This is a genomic window from Thomasclavelia ramosa DSM 1402 (assembly GCF_014131695.1).
Taxonomy (GTDB): domain Bacteria; phylum Bacillota_I; class Bacilli_A; order Erysipelotrichales; family Coprobacillaceae; genus Thomasclavelia; species Thomasclavelia ramosa.
This window is the reverse complement of the sequence record NZ_CP036346.1, coordinates 1,759,393-1,774,141: the sequence shown is the minus strand read 5'-3', so window position 1 is coordinate 1,774,141 and position 14,749 is coordinate 1,759,393. Positions and strand designations below refer to the sequence as shown.

Here is a 14,749-nt window from a genome sequence, read left to right as displayed (position 1 = left end):
AGGAGTTTATGAATACCTTTTAATATAATATTATTACACTAATAAAAACATATTGAACAGGCTATGAGTATGAAAATACCCATGTTTAATCATCGTAAAGATATATAGGGATAACACTAAGATGATTTTTATTGAAATATGGGGGAGAAATTAAACTACTCAAGGAACCTTTGACTAAAGAAAATTATTTATAATAGCAATTTTTGAAGCAATTAGCATTGTCGAAAATTCAATCTTGAATCATGAATTATTAATCTTATTAAAAAGGAATGGTGTTAAATTCATTAATATCCATTCAATTGGATATGATCATATTAATATTAAGGCTACCAAGGTATTAGGAATTGGTATTTCAAATAATCCTTATTCAGTTAGTTCAATTGCGGACTTTATTTCTTTACATATTCCAGTCAGCGCTAAAACATATCATGCTATTAATAAGGATAATTTTTATAAAGGTGAAAGGTAGAATCATTATTATTGATACAGAATGTGATGAATTGATTAATTCAAAGAAATTGGTAGAGTGTTGCGATTAGGCAACTAATGATATGGTAGAAAACACAATCTTGCTTTTAAAAGAGATAATGTAGGATAGAACTTCAGTGTATGAAATTCAACAAAATGTTTAGAATTCATTTTGAGATGATATAATATTGATATTGAGGAGGACGAGAATGAAGATTATTGCATTTGAAGTACGAAGTGACGAGATGGCAGATTTTGAAATTATGAATAATTCAAATAACTTTGAAATAACTTATTATAAGGAATATCTATGCCAAAAAAATTTATCTTTATTGAATGGATATGATGGAATTGCTTTTTTAGGGGAGAGTAAGATTAATCATGAAATTTTAGATGCTATTGCTAAAGCAGGAATTGGAGTTATTGCAACAAGAACAATAGGATATGATCATATTGATATCGAATATGCCAAAGAATTAGGAATAAAGGTTTGTAATTCTAGTTATGGACCGGAAGGAGTTGCAGATTTTACTGTTATGCTAATGCTGTTATCGTTACGTCATTATAAAAAAGCTTTGTGGTTAGGACAGGTAAATGATTATTCTTTACAAGGGCTAGAAGGGCGAGAGATGAAAGATTTAACGATAGGAATTATGGGGACCGGACGAATAGGTCAAGCAGTTTTAAAAAACTTATCCGGCTTTGGAGCTCGTTTATTAGCTTATGATATTCATCAAAATGAAACCGCTAAAATATATGCAACTTATGTCGACCTAGAGCAGTTTTATCAAGAATGTGACATTATTTCTTTGCATATGCCGTATCTTAAAAGTACGCACCATCTAATTAACGATCAAACAATAAGTAAAATGAAAGATGGAATAATCATTATTAACTGTGCTCGGGGGCAATTATGCAATACCGAGTCTTTAATCAGGGGAATCGAAAATAAGAAGATTGGGGCTTTAGGACTTGATGTGGTTGAAGGTGAAGAAGGAATTTATCATCAAGATATGCGTACTGATATAATTAAAAATAAAAATATGGCATATTTACGTCAATTTCCTAATGTTGTCATGACACAACATTTAGCTTTTTATACTGATGCAGCTGTTAGCAGTATGGTTCAATTATCACTTAATGGTCTATGGGCTTGTTATAATGATCTGGATTGGGATAATGAGTTAACAAAAGATTTGTAATCGCAGAAATTTCTGTGATTTTTTTAATGCTTTTTACTTGCATATAAAGTTAGTATGTGCTAACCTTATTGTAGTTAGGTAAAACTAACTTCGTGTGAATAAATGATTCTTTCTAACCTGGCTTAGTCACCCAGGTTAAGGAATCATGAAGGAGGAAAACAAATGAGTAAAATTAAAAGTGTATATGCCCGTGAGGTCTTGGATTCACGTGGTAATCCTACTGTAGAGGTAGAAGTAACTACAGAATGTGGAGCATTCGCTAGTGCGATAGTACCAAGTGGAGCTTCAACAGGTGTTCATGAGGCAGTTGAATTACGTGATGGTGATAAAAACCGTTATTTAGGATTAGGAACAGAAAAAGCAGTAAAAAATGTTAATGAGATTATTGCTAAAGAATTAATTGGTAAAGAAGTAACAAATCAAAGAGAAATCGATGAAACGATGATTGCTTTGGACGGAACACCAAATAAAGGTAAGTTAGGTGCAAATGCAATCTTAGGTGTATCTTTAGCTATTGCTAAATGTGCTGCGACGAGCTTAGATTTACCATTATATCGTTACATTGGAGGAGCTAATGCTTATGTATTACCTACACCAATGATGAATATCATTAATGGTGGAGCTCATGCAGATAATAATGTAGATTTTCAGGAATTTATGATTATGCCGGTTAGCGCTCCAACATTTAAAGAAGCAATCAGAATGGGTGCGGAAGTATTCCATGCTTTGAAAGCCGTTTTAAAAGGAAAAGGATTAAATACAGCAGTTGGTGATGAGGGAGGCTTTGCTCCAAATTTAGCTTCTAATGAAGATGCTATTAAAACTATTCTAGAGGCAGTAGAAAAGGCTGGCTATAAACCAGGTGAAGATATTAAATTGGCAATGGATGTTGCAAGCAGTGAGTTTTACCAAGATGGTAAATATGTATTACCAGGAGAAAATAATAAATCATTTACTTCAAAAGAATTAGTTGATTTTTATGCTGAATTATGTTCTAAATATCCAATTATCTCAATTGAAGATGGTTTAGATCAAGATGATTGGGAAGGTTGGGATTATCTAACTGAGAAGTTAGGGGACAAAGTACAGTTAGTCGGTGATGATTTCTTTGTAACTAATACTAAACGTCTTGAAGAAGGAATTAAACGCGGTGTAGCTAATTCAATCTTAATTAAAGTAAATCAAATTGGTACTTTAACAGAAACTTTAGAAGCTATTGAAATGGCCCAAAAAGCAAATTATACAGCAGTTATCTCTCATAGATCAGGAGAAACAGAAGATACAACTATTGCTGATATTGCGGTAGCAACAAATGCGGGACAAATTAAAACTGGCTCTGCATCAAGAACAGACCGAATTGCTAAATATAATCAATTAATTAGAATTGAAGATCGTCTAGGTAAACAAAGTAAATATTCTGGATTATCAGGATTTTACCAATTGAATAAATAATTTGGATAAATTTTATAAAAACTATTGCATAGTCAGTTAGTCTGTGCTAACATATAGATAGTTAGTTAAAGCTAACTAGAGAAAAGGAGAAATGTATGAAAGTAGTATTTGCATCAAGAACAGGTAATGTTCAAAGTATTGTTGATCGTTTAAGTGTCGACGCCTTAGAAATATCTTCTGGAGATGAGGCTGTTAGCGAGCCGTTTCTCTTAATCACTTATACTGATGGTTATGGTGATGTCCCTATGGAAGTTGAATCATTTTTAAATAGTAATGGTGACCATTTAAAAGGTGTTATAGTTAGTGGTGATCAAGGATACGGTGAAGCATTCTGTAAAGCTGGTGACGTTATTGCTGAACAATACAATGTTCCTTGTCTTTACAAAGTTGAGAATGATGGAACTGATGAAGATATAGAGGAAATTAAAAAAATAATTAATAATCAATAGTTAAATATTTGCTGATAGAGGTTGCTGATATATCATACCTACAACGATAAAATTTCCTAATATAATTATTAGCACTCTTTAAAAGTAAAAAATAGTAAGAAAGGTATCCGTGATAAGCTATTCACCTTTTTCTCGAAGACATAGACGGATACTTCTTACTAAATTATCCCGTCGAAAACAATAATAGATTTAACTATTTTCCAAATTCCTTAAACATAGTAGTGAATTTCCTTTATATCAGTTCATTCTCTAAACATTCGTCCATGGTATTTTGTCCTTGAAATCATGGCATATTAGAAAGTGATAGAAAATGTAATTTATAAAATATCCTTCAAGTTATAAATAATATTTTCAAATGTAACGAACTTTAAATCCACATCCAAGTAAGTGATAAATAATTTAGCCATTATAATTATCATTCTTTACATTAAGTTCGTAACTTTCAAAACCGGAAGCATTCTGGTTTTCTTTTTTTTATTTTATTGGTATAATTATATAAAACGATTGGAGGAAGAGTAGATGATGCACGAATCTGGTGAAATGTATTTGGAAACAATTTTATTATTAAAAAAACAAAACGGTAATGTTCGTTCGATTGATATTGCTCGAGAGTTGGGATTTAGTAAACCAAGTGTTAGTCGTGGTGTAGGCATTCTAAAGAATGACGGATATATTATTGTTGATAGTAAAGGATATATTGAACTAACTGAAAAAGGAACGGAAAAGGCTACTGCTGTTTATGAAAAACATGAATGTCTTACAGAATTTTTAATGCATACTGCAAAGGTTTCTAAAGAAGTAGCTGAGGATGATGCTTGTAAGATTGAACATATTATAAGTGATGAAGTATTTGAAGGAATTAAAAAGTTTTTAAACAAGTAATTGAACGTAAGATGCAAGAAGGCTTCTTACGTTTTCTTGGTTTTTTAAGATTTTTATATTTTATAACAGGGAGAGGTTGTTATGAAAACAAATGAACTTGAAAAATTATTGGGGACTACAAAGGATACCTTACGTTATTATGAAAAGGAGGAATTAATTTCGCCATCACGTGATGATAATGGTTATCGTAATTATAGTCATGAAGATATTCGAATAATAAAAAATATTATTATGTTGCGCTCTTTTGATCTTTCAATTGAAGACATCAGACGTATATTTAACAATGAAATTTCTTTAAATACATGTTTGAATCAGAAAAAAGAATATTTATTAAAAGAGATAGGTAAAAAGCAGAGAATCATTGATTTAATTGAAAAAAACTTATCACGCAAGAAAGCTTTTTAGGTTATTTAAAAATTCCAGTAGACATTGAAAATAAAGTACACGTTCTTTTCTCAAATGAAGAAATAATGATTAGGGAGAACATAAGAAAGGATTGCCAAATATAATTATCAGGATATCAAGAGAGTGGTTTTTTCGATATGTTCCAGAACTTATATTCCGGCGTTAGCTGGCGATCATGGGTATTTGCTATTTGCAATGTGGTCACATATTGGATTATTATCACGGTATTTATATAGATTTGGATATATATGCTGAATATAGTTGTCATTTATTTGAGAGTATTTCTCTAGATAATATTCATGAAATCTTTGCTATTTTAAAAGATAAGGATATCATAATCGAAGATCCGCTCAATTTGAACGGTATTTTTACCCAATATCAAAATTTGTCTGAGCTTGAAAAATATTTTGATAATAATATGTCTAAATAGCAAAAAAATATGGCTTGGATAACCCTTGAGGTAGCGAAATTTCTCAACAGATTGATAAGCTTCATACTTATATAAATAATACTGAAAAAGGGAGAAGAGGAAATAAATTATTTATATTAAAGTCTTTAATAAATAGTAGTTTTCCTAAACGTACGTTAGCTATTTTGATTTTAGTTTTTAATTGCTCCGCTATCTCTTTTTATCATAGGAGTGATTATATTTGCCTTTAAATAGATAATTTCATGATTTTTAATAAGTAAAACGGGTAATTGATTTAATAAATTTAATTCATTGACAATAAAATTTTATTGATTTATGCTTGGATTATGAGTTACCGGTGGCTCTTATAAAAAGGAGCGAAAAATTATGTATCATTCAAGATTTAAAGGAGAACATTATCAGATTGGATTTAAGTGGGGGAGAAATTTATTAAAACATAAGCAACTGTTTTTAACTAATGTACCCTTTGAAATTACTTTAGAGCACTATGATTTTGCTTTACAATGTTTACCGATTTATCAAAAATTTTTCCCAGAGATTATTGAAGAAATAAGGGGAATTGCTGATGGACAAAAATGTTCATTTAAAAGTATTTGTGCTGTTTTGTTGAGTATGTACTGCATTGTTCCAGAAGTACATTGTTCTTGTTTTGCTTTTAGAAATGAAAATGAAATCTTATTTGGACGAAATAGTGATTTTTTAACAAAAATTGAAAAACTGTATACTAATTGTATATATCAATTTACTAATGATTCATATGCGTTTAATGGCAACACTACAGCGTGCGTTGAGATGGAAGATGGTATCAACGAGTATGGTTTAGCAATTGGATTAACTGCTGTTTATCCAACTGTAAAACAACTGGGGCTAAATGCCGGAATGATGCTGCGGCTATTTTTGGAGAAGTGTAAAACAGTTGATGAAGTAATTCAATTGTTGAATACATTACCGATTGCTTCAAGTCAAACTTTTACACTGGTTGATACTGGTGGTGATATTGCATTGATTGAGTGCAATAGTAAACAAATTAAAATCAATAGAAATAATCAGAATGCTTTTGCAACTAACTGGTTCTTCAGTGAAGCAATGCGGGAATATAATAATCATCTTATTGATAATTGGCAAGCTCAAAAGCGCTATCAAACTATCAAAGAAGCGATTTTAACTGATAAAATCAACGATTTTAATGATGCGGCTGCTTTATTATCAGGTAGGTATGGTTATATTTGTCAGTACGATCGAAAAACAGGAAAGGATACAGTTTGGTCGGTCATATATGATGTGAAAAATAAAAGGATTTTTCGAGTTGAAGGAAATCCTTCACGAAAATCCTTTATGGAAGATAAAAGATTTAAGTTCAAATGATTAGATGAATGCTATAACTGATTGAAAATAAACAGGTTTTTATTTTGATTTAAACAGAAAGATAAAAAAGTAGATGAAAACATGATATGATGATTCCACTAAAGTAGACACACGAAATAACCAAATGGGTATCTATGGAGGTGGGAGCATATCACTAAGTTAGCCGGGTTAAAAATTTTATTTATTTTGTGTATCTACCTGATAGCCCTTAGATTAATTTCTATCTTACTTTTTTATTTTTGACAATTAGGACAATAATAGATACTACCACCTAGATATTGTTCTTTTTTTATTTCACAGTGACAGATTGGGCAACCACTTTTATAAGATTTAGCGCATAAGATAGTTTTGTAGCCACCAGGATTTCCGTATATATCTTTTTCACTGTCTCGACCGTGGTTTTCGACCATCTTTGTTAGAGTTCTAATAAGCGCATCATATAAATTTTTTATATCTTGTTCATTTAATGTCTTAATCCTTCGTTTGGGAAAGAGTTTGGCATTAAACATAATATCTTGAGCAACACCATTACCAATCCCTAAAATTCTTTGCTTAGTTGCTAAAAAGGCTTTGATACTGAGTTTTTCAGTTTCATCAGTAATTAATGTTTTAAAGTAATTAAGAGTAAATTCTTGATCTAAAGGACCAATACTGGTTAATTCTGTTTGATAATATTCATTATTTGATCCTGTTATTTGATCAAAAAGTCCAATAAAACAATACATTGATGTTGTTACATTGATGAAACTTTGATCAGCAAAAGTAATTAGTAATTTGCTTTTTTTTAATTTAGTTGGTTTTTGGTAGTAGCGAATATTAGCGCCGTCACGAAAGGTTAAACGGTAATTCTCAATTACTATTTCAACATAGTAATTTCGCTTAATAATACCTGTTACTTTTTTACCAACTAATAATTCCTTGTATGAATTAGGATTTCCTTCATAAAAAGTAAATTTATGATCAGTGTAGTTACCCCCGAGATCAATTATAGTCTTACCAAGTATTTCTTTTTCCAAGTCATCAGCAATTGCATATGCTTCAGGAAGTTCAATCATCTTTCTCACCAGCCTTATATTAATATTCTAACATAGATACTGATTTAAAAACATCATAATAAATAAAAAAGCAAAGTGTTTAGATGATATGATTCCCTCTTAAATAGATTTTGGTTATTTGCCTTGGCTATTTAAAGATAATTATATCAAATATGTCTTTGCTCTTAATTTAAGCCTTGTCGACTTTTTTTAAAATACATTAAATCGGTTGCCTGCATTCCGTTTTCAATTATCTTATTAGGATAATAGTCAATAAAGAAATTTTCAATCCGATGACTATAAACATATCCTAAACGTGTATAAAAAGTGATATTTTCAAGACTGGAATTTGCAGTACCAACTAGAAAAGTATCATATGAATTGTACGTTTCTTCAATAAATTTGATTAATGCTTTGGCATAGCCGTGACCACGATGTTCACTTAATGTAAGGAGATTTTTGATTTCAACTTCGCCATCAATTATTTCTACTGCAATGAATGAAACTGGTTCGTCTTTTAAATAAAAGCCATACAGAGCACCATTTTCTAGGTAATCTCTAACTAAATTAATATTAGGATCACTTTCAGTTAAAAGGTGATCATAATCCATTTTATTGTTTATTTCTTTTATCATTGTTTTCACTTCCCAAGATGTATTATAACAAAGTTTTATCTAATGTAAAAGAATCTAATTATATGATATACTAATGGACAAAGGAGTGCAGCAAAGATGAAGAAAATATTAATTTGTTTGATGATGTTATTTTTAGTGGTTGGCTGCTCATCATCGAATCAAAAGAATAAAAAAGAAGAAACAGTCAAGAAAGAAGAAAAAACAGAAGAAAAAGAGCCTGTCAATACTAGTATTAAATTAAATTTTGCAGGGGATTGTACATTGGGAAATTATGCAGGACAAGCTTATGATGGATCGTTTAATCAAGAGTATGCCAAACAGGGAAATGATGCTACATATTTTTTTAAGAATGTCAAAAATGTTTTCGAAAATGATGACCTTACAATTGTTAATCTTGAAGGCCCATTGACAAGTGCGACTTCACATGTAGAAAAACAGTTTCCTTTTAGCGGACCAAAAGAATATGTTAATATTTTAACTAGCGGTAGTGTTGAGCTGGTTTCTATTGCCAATAATCATTCAGAAGATTATTATGAACAAGGGATGACGGATACTAAGCAAGTACTTGATGAAAAGGGAATTGGCTATTTTGGCTATGAAACGTCATGTGTCAAGGAAATTAAAGGAATTAAAATTGGCTTTTTGGGGTATCGTTCAATGTCTTTATCAATGAATAACGAAAAAGGGCGTGCAACAATTAAAGCAGCAATCAATGACTTGAAAAATAACCAGGGAGCTAATGCCGTAGTCGTTTTTTATCACTGGGGAATTGAGCGGGAATACTATGCGAATAGTGATCAGCGTGAGTTAGCAAAATTTTCAATAGATAGTGGTGCGGATTTAGTTATGGGTTCACATCCGCATGTTGTTCAAGGAACAGAAGAATATAATGGAAAACAAATCGTTTATTCATTAGGAAACTTTTGTTTTGGTGGAAATCGCAATCCTAGTGATACAGATTCAATGATTTACTCAATTACAATGAATTTCACTGACGGTGTTTATACTGGAGATAGTCACGAAATTATTCCTTGTTCAGTTACCTCGGTTAAAGGACGAAATAATTATCAGCCAATAATTTTAGAAGGTAATGAAAAAGAGAGAGTACTAACTAAAATACAAAAATATAGTTACTAGAAGATGGGATAAAACCATCTTTTATTATAAAATAATATATATAATATTTGTAATCTCATTATATTATCTTTATAATTAACATAGAAGGTGATAATTATGAAGCGCAAATTAGTATATTTTCTTTATAGTGGTTATATTGTTTTCTTGGTTGGGTTATTGGGAAGCCGTTTTGCTAATAGTATCAGTAAAGGTACTTTAAATATTATCTGTTTATTTATTTTTATTGGTGTTTTAGCTTTTTGTTGTGGTGGTTTTGTTGGTTATCCAACTCGTCAAATTGATACAGAACAGACCATCAAAGATAAGTTAGAAAGCCGTGATGATGCTATTTTAATCAAAGAGTTGTTTATAATGATAATTCCGTTAGTAATTATTTTTATTATCAATTATTTTTGTTGAGTTTAAAATGCGACAATTTTTTTGTAAATGCTTGAATCTTGAATCAATAAATGATATTATGCAAATAGTTATACGACTGACGGAAGTGGAATTAACCACAGGGAGTATAATCATGTAAGAGCCGACCGTCTGGGCAAGAGTCTGGACGAGTGTAGGCTCTTTTTTAATTCTTTGGTCAAATTGCTTGTTTTGAGGGCGAAAAGAGTGGTTTTAAAACAACTGTACTGGTTGAGAAAAAAGCTGAAATATGATATAAATTAGGTGTATTTTTGTTTTGATTATTGGTGACCTTAGAATGTTTATTTAAAAATTATATTTGAAAGGGTGGCGTTATGTTAACTGATGTTGAAATTGCACAAAGTGCAAAGATGAAACCAATTAGTGAGATTGCTAAAAAGGTTGGTTTAGAAGATGATGATTTAGAATTATATGGTAAGTATAAAGCCAAGATTGCACTTGAGGCGATTAATCGGCTGGAAAACAATCCTGATGGAAAATTGATCTTGGTTACTGCAATTAATCCTACTCCAGCTGGGGAAGGTAAGACGACAACGATGATCGGATTGTCTCAAGCCTTAAATAAGTTAGGAAAAAAATCAGTTGTGGCAATGAGAGAACCATCTTTAGGGCCATGTTTTGGGATCAAAGGTGGAGCTGCCGGTGGAGGATATGCACAAGTAGTTCCAATGGAAGATATTAATTTACATTTTACTGGTGATATCCATGCAATCACTGCTGCTAATAATCTTATTGCGGCAATGCTTGATAACTCTATTCATCAGGGAAATCCTCTAAATATCGATGTACGTAATATTGTTTGGAGAAGAGTTGTTGATTTAAATGATCGCGCTTTACGTAATACTATCTGTGGTCTTGGCGGAAAAGTCAATGGAATGCCTCGAGAAGACGGTTTTGATATTACTGTCGCTAGTGAAGTAATGGCAATTTTATGTTTGGCAACGAGCCTTGAAGATTTAAAAGAACGAGCAGGTAAAATGATCGTTGCTTATGACTATGCTGGAAATCCAGTCACAGTAAATGATATTGAAGCAACTGGTGCAGTTACTTTATTATTAAAAGACGCAATTAAACCAAACTTAGTACAAACATTAGATCATACGCCGGTCTTTGTTCATGGGGGACCGTTTGCTAATATTGCTCATGGATGTAACTCAGTGATGGCAACTAAATTAGCTATTAAATTAGGTGATTATGCAATTACAGAAGCAGGATTTGGTGCTGATTTAGGAGCAGAAAAATTCTTAGATATAAAATGTCGTCAAGCTAATCTTGATCCTCAAGCAGTTGTGATCGTTGCAACTGTTAGAGCGCTAAAAATGCATGGTGGTGTTGATAAAAAAGAGTTAGGCACAGAAAATCTTGAAGCTTTAGCAAAAGGAATTAAAAATTTAGAAAAACATATTGAAAATATTGCGAAATATAACCTGCCTTCAGTGGTAGCAATCAATGCTTTTCCAACTGATAGTGAAGCAGAGTTGCAATTATTAAAAGATACATGTAATAAAATGGGTGTTGATGTAGCTATTTCTAAAGTATGGGAAAAAGGTGCTGATGGGGGAATCGAGCTTGCTGAAAAACTATTAGAAATCTTAGATATTAAAGAAGCTAATTATCAACCATTATATGATTTAAATTTATCAATCAAAGAAAAAATTGAAACTATCGCGAAAGAAATCTATGGTGCTGACGGAGTAGCGTTTGATAAAAAAGTATTAACAAAGATGAAAAAGTACGAAGCACAAGGATTAGCTGATTTACCAATCTGTGTAGCTAAGACCCAATACTCTTTATCTGATCAACCGACGCTGCTTGGTCGCCCTAGGGGATTTACGATTAAGATTAATGATCTTATCCCATCTGCTGGAGCAGGATTTTTAGTAGCTATCTCTGGAAGTATTATGAGAATGCCAGGATTACCAAAACGTCCGGCAGCGGTTAATATGGACATTGATAAAGATGGTAAGATAGTAGGCTTATTCTAAAAGTGACTCATTGTCACTTTTAGTGGTTTAAAAAGAAAGGAAGAAATTATGAAAGTAGCAATTATTATGGGTTCTACAAGCGATTTAAGTAAGGTTGAACCAGCAATTGGAATTTTGAAAGACTATGGTGTTGAAGTAAATGTAAGATGTCTTTCAGCTCATCGGGCACATTTAGGATTAAGTACATTTATTAAAGAAACAGAGACTGATGGAACCGAAGTAATTATTACAGCGGCTGGAATGGCAGCAGCTTTACCTGGAGTTGTCGCTTCTCAAACAGTATTGCCAGTTATCGGGGTACCAATTAGCGGGGCTACATTAGATGGTATGGATGCGTTACTATCAATCGTTCAAATGCCTTCAGGAATTCCTGTGGCTACTGTGGCAATTAACGGGAGCAAGAACGCTGCATATTTGGCGTTACAAATCATGGCAATCAAACATGATAAGATTAAAGAAAAGTTATTAGCATATCGTAAAGATATGGAAAAGCAAGCAATGAGTGCTAATGAAGAAGTTATTGCAAAATATAAATAAAAGATAAGAGGAGAAATCAAAATGGCAGAATTATTATATGAAGGAAAAGCAAAACAAGTTTACAAAACAGATAAAGAAGATGAATATTTGATTCATTATAAAGATGACGCAACTGCTGGAAATGGTGTAAAACATGATCAGTTTGAAGGTAAGGGAGTTTTAAACAATACAATTTCTTGCATTATCTTTGATATGTTAGAAGAAGCAGGAATTAAAACTCATATGATCAAGAAATTAAATGAACGAGATATTTTAGTAAAAAAAGTTGATATCTTCCCATTAGAAGTAATTATTAGAAATATTACAACAGGGTCTTTTTGTAAAAGATTAGGAGCTCCTGAAGGAATCGTTTTAGACGAACCAATTTTTGAATTAAGTTATAAAAATGATGATTATGGTGATCCATTGATTAATGAAGATCACGCAGTTGCCTTAAAACTATGTACAAGAGAAGAATATAATTTTATTAAACAAGAAACATTAAAAATAAATGAATTATTAAAGGAATTTTTCTTAAGCTTAAATTTAAAATTAGTTGATTTTAAAATTGAATTTGGGAAAACACCTGATGGTCAAATCTTGTTAGCTGATGAAATTTCTCCAGATTCTTGTCGTTTATGGGATGTTGAAACTAATCAAAAATACGATAAAGATGTATTTAGACAAGATATTGGTGATTTAATCGAAACTTATAAAGCAGTATTAGCAAGAATGCAAAAATAATAAAGGAGATTAAAAATGGATTACAAAAAGGCTGGAGTAGATATTGAAGCAGGATACAAATCAGTTGAATTAATGAAAAAACACGTTAAGGAAACAATGCGTCCGGAGGTTTTAGGTGGTCTTGGTGGTTTTGCAGGAGCATTTGATTTAAGTGCAATCAAAGATATGGATGAACCTGTTCTTTTATCAGGAACTGATGGATGCGGAACAAAAGTAAAACTTGCTTTTGTAATGGATAAACATGATACAATTGGTATTGATGCAGTTGCAATGTGTGTTAATGATATTGCCTGTTCAGGTGGAGAACCATTGTTCTTCCTTGATTATATTGCGTGTGGAAAAAACTATCCGGAAAAAATTGCGACGATCGTAAGTGGGGTTGCTGAAGGCTGTAAACAATCTGGTTGTGCTTTAGTTGGTGGTGAAACAGCGGAACATCCTGGATTAATGCCTGAAGACGACTATGATCTAGCTGGTTTTGCAGTCGGGGTGGTTGATAAAAAAGATATTATTAATGGTGAAAACATTAAACCAGGTGATGTTTTAGTGGGAATTGCTTCAAGTGGAGTTCATAGTAATGGATTCTCATTAGTTCGAAACGTATTTGAGATGAATAAAGAAACCTTAGATACATATTATGATGAACTTGGAAAAACATTAGGCGAAGCCCTAATTGCACCAACTAGAATTTATGTAAAAGCATTAAAAAATGTTAAAGATGCTGGGGTAAGAATAAAAGGCTGCTCTCATATAACTGGTGGTGGTTTTGATGAAAATATCCCAAGAATGTTACCCGATGGAGTAAAAGCAGTTATTAAAAAAGATAGCTATAAAGTACCCGCAATTTTTGATCTGATTGCTAAAAAAGGTGATATTGCAGAGGAAATGATGTATAACACATTTAACATGGGATTAGGTATGGTCATTGCGTTAGATCCAGCTGATATTGAAACTAGTATGGCGGCAATTAAAGCAGCAGGTGATGAATGTTATATTATTGGAAGTATTGAAGCAGGTGACAAAGGAGTGCAATTATGCTAAAAATTGCTGTCTTTGTTTCTGGGGGAGGAACAGACTTGCAATCGGTCATTGATGCTGTTAAAAATAACAGCATCAATGGTGAAATTGCAATCGTTATTTCTAATCGTAAGAATGCATATGGACTTGAACGTGCAAGACAGGCAGGAATTGAAACTGCTGTAGTGCGTAAAGATGATGAATTAATTGTTAAAATGTTAAAAGAACGCAATGTTGGTCTAGTTGTTTTAGCGGGATATTTAGCGATCCTTACGGATGTATTGATTGATGCTTATCCTAATAAAATTATTAATATTCATCCTTCATTGATTCCATCATTTTGTGGACCAGGGCATTATGGAATGCATGTTCATGAAAAAGTTTTAGCGCGAGGGGTAAAAGTGACTGGTGCAACAGTTCATTTTGTTAGTAGTGAGGTTGACGGAGGACCGATTATTCTTCAAGAGGCGTGCAATATTGATGATTTAGATAATGCTGAAGATATCCAAGCACGGGTATTAGAAATTGAACATCGCATTTTACCTAAAGCAGTTGCTTTATTTTGTGATGGTAAAATTATTGTTGAAAATGAAAGGGCTAAGGTGATTTAA

At 32.0% G+C, this 14,749-nt stretch carries 17 protein-coding genes and 1 riboswitch; of the genes, 15 read left to right on the top strand and 2 right to left on the bottom strand.

Features of this window, described 5'->3' with window-relative positions:
• Positions 1 to 190 precede the first annotated feature (190 nt).
• From EYR00_RS08425 to EYR00_RS08390, 8 genes are all read left to right on the top strand, one after another.
• On the top strand, positions 191 to 469 hold the full coding sequence (locus EYR00_RS08425; RefSeq protein ID WP_308214325.1) for a hypothetical protein: 279 nt from the start codon (positions 191 to 193) through the stop codon (positions 467 to 469).
• A 208-nt stretch (positions 470 to 677) separates the two neighbouring features.
• Positions 678 to 1,670: a D-isomer specific 2-hydroxyacid dehydrogenase family protein gene (locus EYR00_RS08420; RefSeq protein WP_003537580.1), complete on the top strand. Its 993-nt coding sequence runs from the start codon at positions 678 to 680 to the stop codon at positions 1,668 to 1,670.
• A 162-nt stretch (positions 1,671 to 1,832) separates the two neighbouring features.
• Positions 1,833 to 3,122 (top strand): phosphopyruvate hydratase, encoded by a 1,290-nt coding sequence (gene eno, locus EYR00_RS08415; RefSeq protein ID WP_003537581.1) that lies wholly within the window; start codon positions 1,833 to 1,835, stop codon positions 3,120 to 3,122.
• A 95-nt stretch (positions 3,123 to 3,217) separates the two neighbouring features.
• The gene (gene nrdI / locus EYR00_RS08410) at positions 3,218 to 3,571 is read left to right on the top strand and encodes a class Ib ribonucleoside-diphosphate reductase assembly flavoprotein NrdI (protein WP_003537582.1); all 354 of its coding nucleotides are present in this window, start codon (positions 3,218 to 3,220) and stop codon (positions 3,569 to 3,571) included.
• 519 nt (positions 3,572 to 4,090) lie between these two features.
• Positions 4,091 to 4,453 carry a metal-dependent transcriptional regulator gene (locus EYR00_RS08405; protein WP_003537583.1) on the top strand — a complete coding sequence of 121 codons (363 nt, stop codon included), beginning with the start codon at positions 4,091 to 4,093 and terminating at the stop codon, positions 4,451 to 4,453.
• A gap of 81 nt (positions 4,454 to 4,534) precedes the next feature.
• Positions 4,535 to 4,858 carry a MerR family transcriptional regulator gene (locus EYR00_RS08400; protein WP_003537584.1) on the top strand — a complete coding sequence of 108 codons (324 nt, stop codon included), beginning with the start codon at positions 4,535 to 4,537 and terminating at the stop codon, positions 4,856 to 4,858.
• 208 nt (positions 4,859 to 5,066) lie between these two features.
• A complete protein-coding gene (locus EYR00_RS08395; RefSeq protein WP_224209004.1) occupies positions 5,067 to 5,288 on the top strand; it encodes a hypothetical protein in 222 nt (73 codons plus the stop codon).
• A gap of 366 nt (positions 5,289 to 5,654) precedes the next feature.
• Entirely contained in the window at positions 5,655 to 6,653 is a 999-nt protein-coding gene (locus tag EYR00_RS08390) for a C45 family autoproteolytic acyltransferase/hydolase (RefSeq protein ID WP_003537589.1), read from the top strand.
• Positions 6,654 to 6,886: 233 nt separating this feature from the next.
• On the opposite strand, the gene EYR00_RS08385 is transcribed toward EYR00_RS08390, so the two are convergent.
• Together EYR00_RS08385 and EYR00_RS08380 are read right to left on the bottom strand one after the other, a co-directional pair.
• Positions 6,887 to 7,708, bottom strand: a complete 822-nt coding sequence (locus tag EYR00_RS08385; protein ID WP_003537592.1) for a formamidopyrimidine-DNA glycosylase — start codon at positions 7,706 to 7,708, stop codon at positions 6,887 to 6,889.
• A 164-nt stretch (positions 7,709 to 7,872) separates the two neighbouring features.
• Entirely contained in the window at positions 7,873 to 8,322 is a 450-nt protein-coding gene (locus tag EYR00_RS08380; RefSeq protein ID WP_003537594.1) for a GNAT family N-acetyltransferase, read from the bottom strand.
• A gap of 96 nt (positions 8,323 to 8,418) precedes the next feature.
• On the opposite strand from EYR00_RS08380, the gene EYR00_RS08375 reads away from it, so the two are divergent.
• From EYR00_RS08375 to purN, 7 genes are all read left to right on the top strand, one after another.
• Complete coding sequence (locus tag EYR00_RS08375) at positions 8,419 to 9,459, top strand: CapA family protein (protein WP_003537595.1); 1,041 nt, start codon at positions 8,419 to 8,421, stop codon at positions 9,457 to 9,459.
• Positions 9,460 to 9,555: 96 nt separating this feature from the next.
• Positions 9,556 to 9,858, top strand: coding sequence for a hypothetical protein (locus tag EYR00_RS08370; protein WP_003537596.1), 303 nt, complete (start codon positions 9,556 to 9,558; stop codon positions 9,856 to 9,858).
• Positions 9,859 to 9,920: 62 nt separating this feature from the next.
• A riboswitch (ZMP/ZTP riboswitch) is annotated at positions 9,921 to 10,000 on the top strand.
• 190 nt (positions 10,001 to 10,190) lie between these two features.
• Positions 10,191 to 11,861 (top strand): formate--tetrahydrofolate ligase, encoded by a 1,671-nt coding sequence (locus EYR00_RS08365; RefSeq protein WP_003537597.1) that lies wholly within the window; start codon positions 10,191 to 10,193, stop codon positions 11,859 to 11,861.
• A 48-nt stretch (positions 11,862 to 11,909) separates the two neighbouring features.
• Complete coding sequence (purE, locus tag EYR00_RS08360) at positions 11,910 to 12,398, top strand: 5-(carboxyamino)imidazole ribonucleotide mutase (RefSeq protein WP_003537598.1); 489 nt, start codon at positions 11,910 to 11,912, stop codon at positions 12,396 to 12,398.
• A 21-nt stretch (positions 12,399 to 12,419) separates the two neighbouring features.
• On the top strand, positions 12,420 to 13,121 hold the full coding sequence (purC, locus tag EYR00_RS08355; RefSeq protein WP_003537599.1) for a phosphoribosylaminoimidazolesuccinocarboxamide synthase: 702 nt from the start codon (positions 12,420 to 12,422) through the stop codon (positions 13,119 to 13,121).
• Positions 13,122 to 13,136: 15 nt separating this feature from the next.
• Entirely contained in the window at positions 13,137 to 14,162 is a 1,026-nt protein-coding gene (purM, locus tag EYR00_RS08350) for a phosphoribosylformylglycinamidine cyclo-ligase (RefSeq protein WP_003537600.1), read from the top strand.
• Positions 14,156 to 14,749, top strand: coding sequence for a phosphoribosylglycinamide formyltransferase (purN, locus tag EYR00_RS08345; protein ID WP_003537601.1), 594 nt, complete (start codon positions 14,156 to 14,158; stop codon positions 14,747 to 14,749). Before purM ends, purN begins: the two co-directional genes overlap by 7 nt.

Bases quoted from the DNA above. Each gene is read 5' to 3' on its own strand.
- EYR00_RS08400 (WP_003537584.1), top strand. From the start codon at position 4,535: ATGAAAACAAATGAACTTGAAAAATTATTGGGGACTACAAAGGATACC.
- purE (WP_003537598.1), top strand. From the start codon at position 11,910: ATGAAAGTAGCAATTATTATGGGTTCTACAAGCGATTTAAGTAAGGTT.
- purN (WP_003537601.1), top strand. From the start codon at position 14,156: ATGCTAAAAATTGCTGTCTTTGTTTCTGGGGGAGGAACAGACTTGCAA.
- EYR00_RS08390 (WP_003537589.1), top strand. From the start codon at position 5,655: ATGTATCATTCAAGATTTAAAGGAGAACATTATCAGATTGGATTTAAG.
- EYR00_RS08380 (WP_003537594.1), bottom strand. From the start codon at position 8,322: ATGATAAAAGAAATAAACAATAAAATGGATTATGATCACCTTTTAACT.
- EYR00_RS08375 (WP_003537595.1), top strand. From the start codon at position 8,419: ATGAAGAAAATATTAATTTGTTTGATGATGTTATTTTTAGTGGTTGGC.
- EYR00_RS08420 (WP_003537580.1), top strand. From the start codon at position 678: ATGAAGATTATTGCATTTGAAGTACGAAGTGACGAGATGGCAGATTTT.
- purM (WP_003537600.1), top strand. From the start codon at position 13,137: ATGGATTACAAAAAGGCTGGAGTAGATATTGAAGCAGGATACAAATCA.
- EYR00_RS08385 (WP_003537592.1), bottom strand. From the start codon at position 7,708: ATGATTGAACTTCCTGAAGCATATGCAATTGCTGATGACTTGGAAAAA.
- EYR00_RS08365 (WP_003537597.1), top strand. From the start codon at position 10,191: ATGTTAACTGATGTTGAAATTGCACAAAGTGCAAAGATGAAACCAATT.
- purC (WP_003537599.1), top strand. From the start codon at position 12,420: ATGGCAGAATTATTATATGAAGGAAAAGCAAAACAAGTTTACAAAACA.
- eno (WP_003537581.1), top strand. From the start codon at position 1,833: ATGAGTAAAATTAAAAGTGTATATGCCCGTGAGGTCTTGGATTCACGT.
- nrdI (WP_003537582.1), top strand. From the start codon at position 3,218: ATGAAAGTAGTATTTGCATCAAGAACAGGTAATGTTCAAAGTATTGTT.
- EYR00_RS08370 (WP_003537596.1), top strand. From the start codon at position 9,556: ATGAAGCGCAAATTAGTATATTTTCTTTATAGTGGTTATATTGTTTTC.
- EYR00_RS08405 (WP_003537583.1), top strand. From the start codon at position 4,091: ATGATGCACGAATCTGGTGAAATGTATTTGGAAACAATTTTATTATTA.